Here is a 14,539-nt window from a genome sequence, read left to right as displayed (position 1 = left end):
TTGTATTCGAATTGTCACTTTCCTAATATATAATATATAAAAGGACTAGATTATGACATATCTTAAAGATTTAGAAAAAATAATTAGAATTAACTCATACACAAAAAATAAAGCTGGAGTTGATAATGTCTCAAAATATATGACAGAATGGCTTTTAAAACTTGGTTTTACTCATCAAGTCTTTAAAAGAAATGATATTGGAAATCATAATCTATATCTTTCAAAGAAGACTAAAGGCAAAAAAATTCTTCTTCTTGGACATAATGATACAGTTTTCCCTCCTAATACATTTGAAAACTTTACTGAAGATGAAAAGTACATTTATGGTCCTGGTGTGTGTGATATGAAAGGTGGGAATATTGTTGCACTACAATCATTGAGAAATGTTTATAAAAAAAATAAAGAGATTTATAATATTGATTTTTTACTTGTAAGTGATGAAGAATCAGGCAGTGATGACTCAAAAAAAATCAGTAAAAAAATTGCTAATAATTATGATATATGTTTAGTATTTGAAGCTGCGGGGAAAAACTTAGAAGTTGTAACAGCAAGAAAAGGCGTGGGAACTTTTAATATAACTTGTAAGGGTAAAGCTTCCCATGCAGGAACTTCATATACAAAAGGTATTGATGCAAATCTTGAAGCTTCTTATAAAATGCAAAAACTAATAGCTTTAACAAATATAAAAAAAGGCACAACAGTTAATGTTGGAAAATTTGAAGGAGGAATTGGAGCAAATACTATCTCTGCTAGTTCACACTTACTTCTTGAAATTAGATTTTCTACAAATAAAGAAAAGAATAGACTCTTACATGCTTTAAATGAAATTACAAATACTTCATATGTAAAAGGAACAAAATCAAAACTTGAGGGTTCTATTCAAAGAGATGTAATGCAAGAAAATCAAAAACAACTTGACTTTATAAAAAAACTTGAAAATATTACTAAAACAAAAATAAAAACTGAACATCGTGGGGGAGTGAGTGATGCAAATATTTTTTCGTCTTGTAATGTAATTACAATTGATGGCTTAGGTCCTTATGGACAATATGATCATACAAAACATGAAAAAGCGTTGAAGTCTAGTTTTGAACAAAGAATTGATTTTGTTACAAAAACTTTATTATATTTCCAAAAAATAAGGAAGAATGATGTGTAAAAGAACTATTGGGATGTGGCTCTACCAAAATGGTGGGGGTAATAGGATTCAAGAAAAAATCATCAATAAATTAAAACAAAGAGATATTGATGTAATAGCTGATATAAATCTAAAAAAAGCAATTTCAAAAAATGGACATATAATTTATAACAATATAGAACTTGAAAAGTTAGATTTGTTTTTCTCTTATAATGCTGGAGAACAAACTCAATATCAGATGTATTTATATAAAGCTCTTAATAAAGTAATGCCTATGATTAATAATTTTAATTCATTTGAATTAACAGAAGATAAATTTCAAACTTCATTTCTTTTAAGAAATCATGGCATTCCTACAGCTGATTATAAATTATGCCATAGAGATGATATTGAATATTTAAGAAGTATTTTAAAAAAATGGTCAAAAATGGTTTATAAACCAACAGATGGCTGGGGTGGTGTTGGTTTAACAAAAATAGAGAATGAAGCTACTCTTGATATGTTACTACCATTTTTAAATCAAATAAACACAAGATATTATTATGTTGAGGAATTTATAAAAAACAATAATACTGATTATAGAGTAGATATTGTAAATGGACAATATGTTGGTTCATATGGAAGAAGAGCTAAGAAAAGTGAATGGAGAACAAATATTACAAGTGGAGGAAGTGTATTTTTAAGAGAAGAGAATCAAGAAGTAATAGATCTTGCATTAAAAGCAGCAAAAATCACAGGACTAGAAATTGCAGGTGTTGATATCATTTATGATGAAAAGAAAAAACAATATGTTGTATTAGAAGTAAATGGAATACCAGCTTTTGCAACTCCTGAACAAGAAAAATTAGGTATTAACTACAATGATAAGAAAATTGATTTGATTGTAGATTTAATTGATAAAAAAACATATAATAAAAAGGAATATTATGAAAAAGCTACCAAAGTTAGGTTTCTTGTATCTTGATTACGTTTTGAGATTTTTTGATAATTCAAATTTCAAAGGTTGGCCAGATAAAATAGAAAAAGTTGTATATCATTGGAAAAATGACAAAGAAAGATTTATAAAAGAGATTAAAAAGAAAAAAATTGATGTTCTAATAGGTAATATTCCTGCAACAGCATATGATACTTTTGTTGAGATATCAAAAGAGTTACCAAATGTTAGATTTGTTCCATCTATACAAAGTCAATTTTCTAATAAATCAAAAGAAAATGTAACAATGTTTTGTAAAAAACATAATTTAAGTATTCCAAAAACAAAGATCTTTTATGAAAAAGAAAAAGGATTAAAATATTTAAAACACAAAGCTTCATATCCACAAATAATAAAAAGAAGCTATGGCCCTTCAAATTATGGAGGATATTATGTACATAAAGTAAATAATTATAATGAAGCAGAAAAGTTAATTAATAAAAAGAAATATAATCCTATTTATACACAAGATGCAATTAATTTAAAAGATAATGGAGACATAAGAGTTATGTTAATAGGACATAAACCAGTTTGTGCATTTTGGAGATATTCAGGTAAAAATCAATGGATTACAAATACTTCTCAAGGTGGACATATGTCTTATAACAATGTTCCAATGAATGCACTTGAATTAGCAGTTAAAGCAAGTAAAGCTGCAAAAGCAGAATATTGGGCTTGTGATATTGCTATATGTGAAAAAACAGGCAAAGCATTTATACTTGAGTGTGCGACTGCATTTGCTGCATTTCCTTATATAAGAGATTGGATTGGACAATACCTAATGTGGGATTTTACAAAAGGAAAATTCAAAATCCCACATGTTCCAATATATTCATGGGAAGAGTTAGGCAAAATTGATTCTAAGTTATTAAGAACTATGAGACATATTGGTTTTTCAAAATATAAACCAAGTTCAGATGGTGAGTTTATAAAAAATGATACTGAAAATTTTGATATGGAAAAAGTTTGTGAAAGTTTTTATAAAGATTTTCCAAATAATATAGTAGAAACAAGACTTGAATTATCTAAATATTTTGATAAAAATAAAAAAGCAGAGGAAAAACAATTAAAAAAATTAAATCTAAATAATGCTTCATTAACTGATATAATGACTCTTCAATCTATGCAAGAAGAATTAGCTATTGAAATACATGAGTTTATACAAGAAAATATTATTACTGATTCTACAGATTTACTTGAATTAGAAGCAATTGATGAACAAATGTTAAAATGTTGGGATAATAACCTTTGCGATATGAGAGTTGATATTAATAATATAAATAGCGAAATGTTATTAAAAATAAAAGGTATAGGGAAAAAACTTGCTAAAATTATTTTAGAATATAAAAAAGAGATTGGGAAATTTGAAACATTAGATGAACTTGAAAATATTGAAGGTATTGGAAAAAGAAAATTATCGCAATTAAAATCCAGATTTAAAATAGGAGAATAGATGAAAAGGCTTTATAGAACTTATGATGAATCAACTCAAATTTTTAAAGAATTTCAAAAAAAATTTCCTAAAAATTTTGAGTTATCATCGATTGGGAAGACTTGGGAAAAAAGAGATATAAATATTATTACAATTTCAGCAGATATTGAGACTGCCCACAAAAAGCCTGCTTTATTCTTTACTGGGACAATTCATGCAAGAGAATGGATTGGACATGAGTTATCAATTGTATTTGCTGAATATATTTTAAATAATATTGATATAGATCCTACTTTAGAAGCATATTTAAAAAGTGCTACCATTTATATGGTTCCATGCGCAAATCCAGATGGTTTTACATATTCACAAACACATTTTTCATTTTGGAGAAAAAATAGAAGAGTTAATGCAGATGGAACATATGGTGTGGATTTAAATAGAAACTTTAGTGTAGGGTTTATTAAATCAAATTTGACAACATCAAATATATATGGAGGTCCAGAACCTTTTAGTGAACCAGAAACAAAAGCTTTAAAAGACTTCGTTGAAAGTCATGAAAATATTACTATTGCTCTTGACTATCATAGTCAAGGAAATGTATTTTTCCCCGCACATGATTTTAGGCACGAAGATACACTTGAAACAACAGATTTAAATGTATTATGTGCAAATATGGCAGATAAAATAAAAAAAATATCAAGTAGAGAGTATGGAATACACCAAGGTAAGCCACCTGCAAAATTAATTGGAGGAAGTGGAAGAGAATTTTATTATTCAAAAGATATATTAGCAACTGTTGTTGAGGTAGGAACAAGAAATATAAGTGATTATTTGGATGATATGAATGAGCACTTAAGAGAACATATTCCTGCACTAATTGAAGCTCTTAAAGAAGTTCCAAATTATGATAAGGATAATCCATTAAAAAGAGTAGAAAATTTTGAAGTAAAAGAGATTGGATCAAATCATGTAAATTTAAGTTGGAATGCAAAAGTAACAAAAGACATTTTCTTTGAAATATATCGAAATAAAAGAGATAAAATGTATTGTAAAGAATCAAATCTTATTGCAAGAACACAAGCTTTGGAATTTAGTGATACAAATCTTCAATCAAATACAAACTATTATTTTAATATAAGAGCTGTCAATAAAAGAAAAAAATTAAAATCACCCTTCTCTCCTCAAATAAAGATAAGAACAGATGTTGAATATGATGAATACTCAAGAACTTATTATGCAAATGCATCTCAAACAGGATATGTAGCTGAAAATGTAAATAATAATGATAAGCATTTTGGTGTAAATTCTTTATTTGTTGGAGTAGATGAGAACAAAGGCGTTTCTTACTCAATCATTACAATTGATTTAAAAACAATTCCTGCAAATGCTGTAATTAAATCAGCTTCATTAAATTTATATCCAATAAACAGAGTATCCACAACAATTGAAAAATTTGGTGAATGGAATATTGCTATAATTGATCAAGACTCCATTGAAGATATTACAGATTTTGATGAAGTTGAAAATGCAAAAGTTATTAGTTATATAGGAAGACCAACAAAAAGTGATCAACTTACACAAGGGATATGGAGAAAATGGGAATTATCAGGAATTGAATCCTTAGCTCTTACATCACAAATCGAAAATGAAAAAGTGATTTTTAGAGTTGAGGGACCAACTGAACTAAAAGTAGGAAGAAAATCTCAAATGATGCAATGGGACATAGGTTATGGAAAATTTGGTTTTGGATTAAATTATCGTCCAAGACTAGAACTTACATATACAATTGAGCCAACAATAAATAAACTATATGCAAAATCTATTTTTACAATAGCAAAACAAAAAATATTTGAAAATGAAATAAATTCTGGATTTGATCAAAATGGCAATAAAATTTATTGTGCATTGGAATTCAATCTATCATCTTTACCTTCATATGAGTATACAGTTATTACAAATGCATATATTGAACTTAATTCAACAAATAACTATATAAAAGATGATATAAGGTTCCACCTAGAATTTATTGATAATACGACAAAGAAAAACTACAGTAGCATTTTAAAAAGAAAAATCATTCAAAATATAGGATATGATGTTAGTGCAAATGATTTAAAAAACAATCAAACTCAATATTTTGTATTTGATTCATTTGCAAAAAGAGAATTGAATGAAAGACTAAAAGATAAAGCAAATATTTTATTTGTTTTAACACCAACCTCTTCTATAAAATCAATAAAAAATAAAAAAATATCTTGGGAAATATCAAATGATAAATTAGCTCCCAAGCTGATTATTGAACATATCCCAAAAAGAAGATTTCCTTTAGCTCAAATTTCAAATGCAAAATATGAAATAGAAAATGGAAAAATCAAAATATCATGGGAAAATCCTAAAGAAGAAGATTTAGTTGGTGTAAAAGTTATCAAAAACCCATATAGAAAACCACTTAGTTCACATGATGGTCAAAAAATATATGCAGGCAAAGATAACTATACATATGATGATTTTGGAGCAAAAGATAAAGATAAATATTTTGCAATATTTACATATGATGATGTGCCTAATTACTCAAAACCAATTATTTTGGAGTATAAAGCAAAATAGTATTTGAATTTTTTTATTTTAGAAGATATAATATTTTACTTTAAAAAAAGGATGAGTTATGATTTTAAAATTTAAAGAATTTTACCCAAAAATACATGATAGTGCTTGGGTTGCACCAAGTGCTGATTTAATTGGAAATATTGAAATAGCAGAAGACTCTTCAGTTTGGTTTGGTTGTGTATTAAGAGCAGATATAAATAAAATTAAAATTGGTAAAAAAAGTAATATTCAAGACTTATCAATGATTCATACAGATACAAATACTCAAACAATTATAGGAGACAATGTAACAATAGGACATAAAGTAATGTTACATGGGTGTACAATAAAAAACAATTGTTTAATTGGGATGAGTGCAACTATTTTAGATAATGCAGTAATAGGTGAAGGTTCAATTGTTGGAGCCAATTCACTTGTAACACAAGGTAAAGAATTCCCTGCAAATAGTTTAATTATGGGAAGTCCTGCAAAAGTTGTAAAACAACTTTCAAAAGAAGATGTAGATAAATTAATTAATCATGCCCAACATTATGTTGAATATAAAAATGATTTTTGTTAATAGATAGGAGTTTTATCTTCTATCTAATAACTGTATAATTTCATCAATTAAAACCAATTTACTATTTAACTCTTTATCATTTTCTTTCATTAAGTCATCTTTAGTACTATTAAAAACTTTAGATAAACTCTCAATTTGTTCACTTTGCTGTTTTAATTTTTTTACAAAATGTGTTGATAGGTATGATTTTTCTACTTCTTTTAATAAAGATTCTATTTTGAAAGGTTTTAAAATATAGTGATTTACTCCATAATTAATTGAATCTATTAAATATTGTTTATCACTATATGCAGTTGTAATTATAAAAGAAATTTTTGGATTTATTGCTTTTATTTGTTTTATCATTTCAATACCATCTATATAAGGCATATTTAAATCTGTAATAATTATATCAATCTCTTTTTGATGTTTCATATAAGTTTGAACACCATCTTTCCCATCTTTTGCAACAATACACTTTTTAAAAATAGAAAGAAAACATTTTTCTAAATTATCTCTAATATCTTTTTCATCTTCAACGTATAAAACTGTTAAATCTTCCATTAATTCTAAATTTATTTTACTATTCATATAACTTCTCCTCACAAAGGCAATTATATAAAAAAATGGTATTATAAAAGTGTTAATTCTTTACTATATTGATTTTATAACCTAAGCCATAAATATTTTCTATACTTAATTCTGGTAATTTTTTTCTTAATCTTGAAACTATATTTTTTAGATTTTTTATATCTACATTTTTATCAATATTATCTTCCCATAAAATAGAAACTATTTGCTCAATTGAAGTTGTTTTTTCAGGGACCTTTAAAAGAAGTTCAATTAAAAGATTCTCTTTTTTAGTCAATTTTACATCTTTATTATTTTTTAATAATTGTTTTGTTTGTATATCCCATATGAGATTATCATTTAACTTAATATGGTTAAAATTTTCTATTTTATTTTGATTTTTATTTTTATAAATTTTTTCACATAATTTAAATGTTTCATTTATAAAATTGTCGTAATTTAATGGTTTTTCTAAAAAATGATTTATTCCTAAATTTACAAATTCTATTAGATGATAAGTTTCACTTTCTCCTGACAATACAATAATTATTTGAGAAGGATTTTGTTTATATATCATTTTTATTAATTCTAAACCATCAATTTTTGGCATCTTTACATCTGTCAAAACGATATCAAAATTTTTATTATTGGTATTATAAAATTCTTGATATTTATTCCACCCATCTTCTCCATTATTTGATATTTCAACAGTGTGAAATAACTCTTTTAGAAGCTCTTTCATCTCTTTTCTTATACTATTATCATCTTCAACAAATAAAATTGAAATATCTTTACAATACTCTTCTAACAGAACATAATCTACCATTCTTCCTCCAAATCAATTATTAGTAAGATAAAAAATTATACAATATAATAAATTAATTAGTAAGATAAAAAAATGAATTCATATGAATATAATGATACTGAAAGAATACTAGATGCTTTAATTGAAGGTGCATTGCTAGTAAAAAATGGTTTTATTGTTAATGTTAATAATTCTTTATTACAAATATTAGAATATAAAACAAAAGATGAATTAATAGGAAATCTTGCAACAGGAGTACTAATTCCATCTACTACAGAAAAATTTCTTGAATTTAATAAACATTTATTTCAAGAAGTAACTTTAGTAGCAACAAATGGAGATTTAATTCCTGCCATTTTAAAAATACAAGATATTAATCTTTATGGACAAGATTATAAGATTGTAACAATACTTGATCTAAGAGAGTTTAGAGAAAAAGACTCACTTCTTTACAAGCAGTCTAGACTAGCAGCCATGGGAGAAATGATTTCAATGATTGCACATCAATGGAGACAACCATTATCTGCAATTAGCTCTATTATTGCAAAATTAAAGATTAAGAGTTTAAAATCTAATAGTAAAGAGTTAAAGATATTAGATGATGACTTTGATAATATAAATAACTATCTTCAATATATGTCCAAAACAATTGATGATTTTAGAAACTTTTTTAAAGAAGATAAACAAAAAGAGTATTTAGATATAAAAGATATTATAAAAATTGCAGTAGATATGATTGAACCAACTTTAAAATCAAAAAAAATTACAATAGAATTAGATAACCAAAAATTAGACAAAATTTTTACTTTTAAAAATGAACTTATTCAAATAATTATAAATTTATTAAATAATACTATTGATGCAATTGAAGAGAATGATATAAAAAATGGACATATATCTATTAAATTTAAAACAACAAAAGATTATATAAGAATTATTATTTGTGATAATGCAGGAGGAATAAACAAAGAAATTATACATAAAGTATTTGAACCATATTTCTCAACTAAACATGAAAAAAATGGTACTGGACTAGGACTTCATATGTGTAAAGTTATATTAGAAAAGCATTTTAATGGTTCAATTAATGTTAAAAATCAAAATAATGGGGCTTGTTTTTATATTGATATTAAAATATAGAGATAAACTCTATATTTTAAAGACTTTTGTAAGCATCATCTAATTTTTGATATAACTCTTTAAAACTTACATTTTCTGTTTGTTTTAAAATATTAATCATAACTACATTATCTTCTTTACCATCCCACTCTTTTAAATAAGTTCCTTCTTTATATCCATTATCTTGTCTAAATTTATTTAAACAATTTTTACCTATATAAAGCTTTTGTAACCACATAAACGATAGTCCAGAAATTTTACAACATCTAAAGAATTGGTCAATAAATCTTTCAATTCCACTAAATGAAGGCATATTATTTGTTTGAATAGCTAATGCAATATATGATAATTTTTCAGATTCTTTTATCATTGATTTAACATCTACTTCCTCATTTGCCTCATAAATACAATGTGTATTTACTAAAGAAACAGCTTTAGGCACATTTGTTTCTTGAAGAATATAAGACATTAGAAAATGCCAAATATCTACTAATTCAACATGTACATTATTCATATCAGGTTCAGCATTTATATTTTTCCAATGTTTCCAAGGTGCAGAATCAATAAGTTCTGCTACTTCCATATGAATACATCTTAACCAATTAATCTCTTTATCAAATTTATTAATTCCCAATTCCCAATTTTTACCATTTGTAGAGTCATTTAACTCTTTTTGTAATAAAAACATCTCTTCTAATTTATGAGGGAAAGATGAAGCTTCTTCTAGCAATGTTGCAAGAGGTAAACACTCTTCAACTAAATTATCTAAAGTGCTATTATTTGGTAAAGGTTTTTCACCTTTTAAAAGATGTATAATCAATGATATAGTATATGGAACTTCTTCTTTTTGTTCCCATTGTAAAACATCTTTTGGTGTTACGCCAATATACTTGGCAAAATCTTCAATTGTTAAAAATCCCAATGATTTTGTAACTATTTTTAAATCTTTGTATAACAAATTTATTCTCCTGTATTTAGTGGTAATTCAATTTTAAAAACGGCACCTTTATCTGAGTTAAAAGCTGAAATTCTTCCTAAACTATGTTGTTCTATTATAGTTTTACTCATATATAAACCAAGACCCGTTCCATTTTTATTCTCTTTTGTTGAAAAATATGGTTCAAATATTTTTGATATTATATTTTCAGGTATTCCACCTGCATTATCTTCTATTTCAATAATTACATGATTATTTTGATTAAAACATCTAATATCAATTGTTCTATTTTTTATATCATTATCAACCATTACATCACGTGCATTTTTGATTATATTTATTAAAACTTGCACAACTTCATTTTTATGTACTATTAAAGTAGAATCAACTTCTATAACTTTAGTTAATTTAATAGTATCAATCTTTAACATATACGCTAAAAAATCTATTGTTTTATTTATTAATTCAGAAACTTTAACCTCTTGTTTTTTTCTATTTGGTTTAAAAAAGTCTCTAAAATCATCAATAGTTTTTGACATATAATCAAGTTGAATTCCTGCATCCGTTACAACTTGATTTATTATTTCATCAGGTATATCACCTTCAATCATTTTCATCAATGGAAGTTTTTGTATTAAAATAGAAATAGCTTGTAAAGGCTGTCTCCATTGATGAGCAATCATAGAAATCATCTCTCCCATGGCTGCAGATTTTGATTGTTGAATTAATATATTTTGTTGTTCTTCAAACTCTTTTTTAGATGTAATATCTTGTCTTATAGCATAAAAACCTTGTATTTTACCTAGTTTATCAAAAATAGGTTCAATAGTTGCATAAACCCAATAAGCTGTACCATCTTTTTTTCTATTTTTTAATTCGCCTTTCCATACTTTTCCTGATAAAATTGTCTGCCAAAGCTCTTTAAAAATAAATATATTTGTGTCTGGATGTTTAACAATATTATGCTTTTTACCTACTAATTCATTCTGAGAATATCCAGAGATATCACAAAAAGCTTGTGAAACTTCAGTAATTACGCCATATTTATCAGTTTTTGATAATATAATATATTTATTCACAATAGATAAAGATTTTTTTAATTTATATTCTACATTTTTTATTTTTTTTGTATATTTTGATAAAACAATAGAAAAATTTAAATCAAAGAAATTTGAAAGTTCATCAGTAAGTTCAAAACTATTTATTTTGCTATCATATGTAAATTTAATAATAGCCCTTTTAAAAGCTGAACATACATAAAAAAGTTCTTCAGAATTAAAACCACACATATTAAAATATTTAATTAAGTTATCAATTGAAGGACAATTATTAGATTCTTCTTTTTTTGTTATAATAATTAAAAAATAATTAAAAATATAATTAGCGTAATTTTGAGTAAATAGATTTTCATTAATATTTTTTAAATCTAAAATCTCTTTAAGTTTATTGTTTTTTAGCCAATCATTAATTATTAAATTTTTATTCTTTTCAAAAAGATTAATGTAATTTTGTAAATTCATTGAAAACCTATGTAAATAATTATAATAATTTTACTATTTATTCTCTTTGTTTTGGATTATAGAATGTACAGGCTTTACCGCTTGAACTTTTTACAACAATTGAAGGTATCATTTTTGATTTAAACCCATAAGCCTTACATCCATGTGGATTATTTGGTTCCCATGTTACATAATAATACTGACACTTTTGACATACGATTTTTTCATTCATTTTGTAATTATAGCAAAAATTTATTAACATTCATTTTATATTAAGAATTCTTTAAATAAAATTACTAATTAATAAATATTACACTTTTATAATCTTTGAATTTGTTTTATTTTTTATGGAAGCAAAGTCATAAACACAGTGTCAAAAATAATAATTTTATTATTTTATGACTTAGGGAATAAATTCTGCATAGTAAATATTTTACTATTGAATTTACTTAATATAAATACAGAATAAGGGTTTAAATGTTTAAAAACATTCATACTAAATATAAAATACTAATCAACATGATTTTGGCACAAATTGCCTTTGCTGTTATTAGTATTACATCAATAATTACTACACCAAATATTAGCTCAATTATTATAGTTAATATTCTTTTTGCAATTATTATTGCATATACAAATTATTCAGCAATGAATAGAATTACAGGTGGAATAAATAGAATAAGGGTTTTTTTAGATGATTTCATGGAATATGCTTTTATGAAATCAAATAAAATTAAAAAAGCTGAGTATATAAAAAAAGATGAAATTGGTGATATTTTAAAAAATCTGAATGATTATTGCGATTCATTTGATAAAATGAGAAAAAATGATATGAGAGTATTGGGCGAAGTTGTTTTAGTGTTAAATAAAGTTGAACAAGGTATTTATGATTGTAGAGTTAATTCAGATACACAAAATCCTATGATTATGACTCTAAAAAAAACAATTAATAACATGTTAGATACTACAGAAGAACATATGAAGAATCTAGAATCAACTCTTAAAAAATATTCTGAAAATGATTTTACTAAAAATATAGATATTCCAGATACATTAAAAGATAGAATGTTAAGTGTAATGGAAGGTATTAATATACTTGGAAATAATTTAATTGATAATGCGAAATTAAATTTAAAAAATGGACAATTATTGCAAAGTGACTCTATCACAATGAAAAATGCAATGAATAGTTTATCTACAAAGGCAAATGAACAAGCTGCTAGTTTAGAACAAACAGCTGCTGCTGTTGAGGAGATTACATCAATAACAAGAAGTAATGCATCAAATGCTCAAGAGATGGCAGAACTTAGCACATATGTTAGAAATTCAGTGACAAATGGTAGAGAACTAGCTACAAAAACTGCAAGTTCAATGGAAAATATAAATGATCAAGTCAACTCTATCAATGAAGCAATTACAGTAATTGATCAAATTGCATTTCAAACAAATATATTATCATTAAATGCAGCAGTTGAAGCAGCAACTGCAGGTGAAACTGGTAAAGGTTTTGCTGTTGTTGCTCAAGAAGTAAGAAACCTTGCAAATAGAAGTGCCGAAGCTGCAAAAGAGATTAAAAATTTAGTTGAACATGCAACTTCAAAAGCAAATGAAGGTAAAGTTATTTCAAAAGAGATGATTACAGGGTATGAAGAGTTAAATAATAGAATTGAAGAAACAATATCAATTATTGATAATGTTAGTGGTGCATCAAGAGAGCAAATGACAGGGATTGAACAAATCAATGACACAATAACAATGCTTGATAAAGTTACACAAGAAAATGCAAATCAAACTTCTCAAGTAACAAATATTGCACAAAATATCTCAAATATGGCTCAAAACCTAGTTGAAGATGCCAAAAATAAAAAATTCTAATAAGGAAATAATTATGGCTAATGGACAAGAAACAGTATTAAATGAATATGCATTTTTAGTTAGTGAAACAGATAAAAAAGGTAATATTACATTTGCAAATGATGATTTTTGTGAAATTGCAGAATATACTCTTGATGAATTAATTGGTAAACCTCATAATATTGTAAGACATAAAGATATGCCAAAAAAAGCTTTTAAAGATTTATGGAATACAATTAAACAAAATAAAATTTGGACTGGCTATGTAAAAAATGCCACAAAATCTGGTGGATATTATTGGGTTTATGCAACAATATATCCATTTCAAAACTCTAAAAATGAAGATGGATATTTATCTTGTAGAAGAAGAGCTTCACAGCAAGAAATAAAAGATATTGAAGTAATTTATAAGCAATGGATAGAAGAAGAGAATATAAGTAAGGCTAGTTAAATAATAACCTTACTTTCTATTGCTTTAGAAAGGGATATCAAATCTACATTTTCTAAGCTAACACCTGTTGGCACTCCTTGTGCTATTTTCATAAAGTTTATATCAAACTGTTTAAGCTTATCTTCTATAAAAAGTATAAAAGCATCATTTGAAATTGATGGAGTTATAGCAAATAAAATATCTGTCACCCTATTTTCATTTACTAAATCAATTAATTTATTCATATTATGCTCATCTAATTCTTCAATAACAAAATATAATCCGTCAAACTGCTTTGATTCCTCAATAACAAATATATCTTTTGCACTTTGAACTATACAAAGCATCTTTTGGTTTCTTGTTTCATCTAAACAAAATTCACAAATTTCATGTTCACTCATAGAGCCACATTTAGTACATTTTTTTATATTTTTAATTGCACTTTCTATACTATGTGCTAATTTTACACCACAATAATTATCGTTCATTACAATATGATAAGCAAGTCTTAATGCAGACTTTTTACCCACTGTTGGTAAAGACTCAAAAGCCTCAACTAATTCATAAAATTTTTCTAATCCTTTTTTCATAGAAATTATTATATCAAACATTTATCATAATTTAGATAAAATCGCCA

The 14,539-nt window shown here is 25.5% G+C and carries 14 protein-coding genes; 8 read left to right on the top strand and 6 right to left on the bottom strand.

Annotated features, from left to right (window positions below; genetic code table 11):
• The first annotated feature begins 52 nt into the window (after positions 1–52).
• The 5 genes from CRU93_RS03180 to CRU93_RS03160 are packed head-to-tail and all read left to right on the top strand — an operon-like array spanning position 53 to position 6,709.
• Positions 53–1,159 carry a M20 family metallopeptidase gene (locus CRU93_RS03180; RefSeq protein WP_129102740.1) on the top strand — a complete coding sequence of 369 codons (1,107 nt, stop codon included), beginning with the start codon at positions 53–55 and terminating at the stop codon, positions 1,157–1,159.
• On the top strand, positions 1,152–2,102 hold the full coding sequence (locus CRU93_RS03175; RefSeq protein ID WP_129102739.1) for a RimK family alpha-L-glutamate ligase: 951 nt from the start codon (positions 1,152–1,154) through the stop codon (positions 2,100–2,102). The genes CRU93_RS03180 and CRU93_RS03175 overlap by 8 nt, the downstream gene beginning before the upstream one ends.
• Positions 2,065–3,564, top strand: coding sequence for a helix-hairpin-helix domain-containing protein (locus tag CRU93_RS03170; RefSeq protein WP_129102738.1), 1,500 nt, complete (start codon positions 2,065–2,067; stop codon positions 3,562–3,564). The genes CRU93_RS03175 and CRU93_RS03170 overlap by 38 nt, the downstream gene beginning before the upstream one ends.
• The gene (locus CRU93_RS03165) at positions 3,565–6,150 is read left to right on the top strand and encodes a M14 family zinc carboxypeptidase (RefSeq protein ID WP_129102737.1); all 2,586 of its coding nucleotides are present in this window, start codon (positions 3,565–3,567) and stop codon (positions 6,148–6,150) included.
• Between the two features lie 58 nt (positions 6,151–6,208).
• Positions 6,209–6,709 carry a gamma carbonic anhydrase family protein gene (locus CRU93_RS03160; protein WP_129102736.1) on the top strand — a complete coding sequence of 167 codons (501 nt, stop codon included), beginning with the start codon at positions 6,209–6,211 and terminating at the stop codon, positions 6,707–6,709.
• A gap of 12 nt (positions 6,710–6,721) precedes the next feature.
• Here the strand turns inward: CRU93_RS03160 and CRU93_RS03155 are convergent, their stop codons facing one another.
• Together CRU93_RS03155 and CRU93_RS03150 are read right to left on the bottom strand one after the other, a co-directional pair.
• Positions 6,722–7,279, bottom strand: coding sequence for a response regulator transcription factor (locus tag CRU93_RS03155; protein WP_129102735.1), 558 nt, complete (start codon positions 7,277–7,279; stop codon positions 6,722–6,724).
• A 52-nt stretch (positions 7,280–7,331) separates the two neighbouring features.
• Positions 7,332–8,084: a response regulator transcription factor gene (locus tag CRU93_RS03150; RefSeq protein ID WP_129102734.1), complete on the bottom strand. Its 753-nt coding sequence runs from the start codon at positions 8,082–8,084 to the stop codon at positions 7,332–7,334.
• Between the two features lie 72 nt (positions 8,085–8,156).
• Here CRU93_RS03150 and CRU93_RS03145 point away from each other — a divergent pair, with 72 nt between their 5' ends.
• A complete protein-coding gene (locus tag CRU93_RS03145) occupies positions 8,157–9,203 on the top strand; it encodes a sensor histidine kinase (protein WP_129102733.1) in 1,047 nt (348 codons plus the stop codon).
• A gap of 16 nt (positions 9,204–9,219) precedes the next feature.
• On the opposite strand, the gene CRU93_RS03140 is transcribed toward CRU93_RS03145, so the two are convergent.
• Genes CRU93_RS03140 through CRU93_RS03130 form a run of 3 tightly spaced genes read right to left on the bottom strand, consistent with a single transcriptional unit; the run spans position 9,220 to position 11,850 of the window.
• Positions 9,220–10,140: a dUTP diphosphatase gene (locus CRU93_RS03140; protein ID WP_129102732.1), complete on the bottom strand. Its 921-nt coding sequence runs from the start codon at positions 10,138–10,140 to the stop codon at positions 9,220–9,222.
• Between the two features lie 2 nt (positions 10,141–10,142).
• Positions 10,143–11,639: a PAS domain-containing sensor histidine kinase gene (locus CRU93_RS03135; protein WP_129102731.1), complete on the bottom strand. Its 1,497-nt coding sequence runs from the start codon at positions 11,637–11,639 to the stop codon at positions 10,143–10,145.
• 37 nt (positions 11,640–11,676) lie between these two features.
• Positions 11,677–11,850: a uracil-DNA glycosylase gene (locus CRU93_RS03130; protein WP_129102730.1), complete on the bottom strand. Its 174-nt coding sequence runs from the start codon at positions 11,848–11,850 to the stop codon at positions 11,677–11,679.
• 245 nt (positions 11,851–12,095) lie between these two features.
• Here CRU93_RS03130 and CRU93_RS03125 point away from each other — a divergent pair, with 245 nt between their 5' ends.
• Together CRU93_RS03125 and CRU93_RS03120 are read left to right on the top strand one after the other, a co-directional pair.
• Positions 12,096–13,493, top strand: a complete 1,398-nt coding sequence (locus CRU93_RS03125) for a methyl-accepting chemotaxis protein (RefSeq protein WP_129102729.1) — start codon at positions 12,096–12,098, stop codon at positions 13,491–13,493.
• Positions 13,494–13,506: 13 nt separating this feature from the next.
• Positions 13,507–13,923 carry a PAS domain-containing protein gene (locus tag CRU93_RS03120; RefSeq protein ID WP_129102728.1) on the top strand — a complete coding sequence of 139 codons (417 nt, stop codon included), beginning with the start codon at positions 13,507–13,509 and terminating at the stop codon, positions 13,921–13,923.
• On the opposite strand, the gene recR is transcribed toward CRU93_RS03120, so the two are convergent.
• The gene (recR, locus tag CRU93_RS03115; protein ID WP_129102820.1) at positions 13,920–14,492 is read right to left on the bottom strand and encodes a recombination mediator RecR; all 573 of its coding nucleotides are present in this window, start codon (positions 14,490–14,492) and stop codon (positions 13,920–13,922) included. The two genes, CRU93_RS03120 and recR, sit on opposite strands and share 4 nt — an antisense overlap.
• Positions 14,493–14,539: the final 47 nt, after the last annotated feature.

It is taken from the genome of Arcobacter sp. CECT 8985 (assembly GCF_004116495.1).
Classification (GTDB): Bacteria; Campylobacterota; Campylobacteria; order Campylobacterales; family Arcobacteraceae; genus Malaciobacter.
The sequence above is the reverse complement of the archived record's forward strand: the minus strand, read 5'-3'. Positions and strand labels throughout refer to the sequence as shown.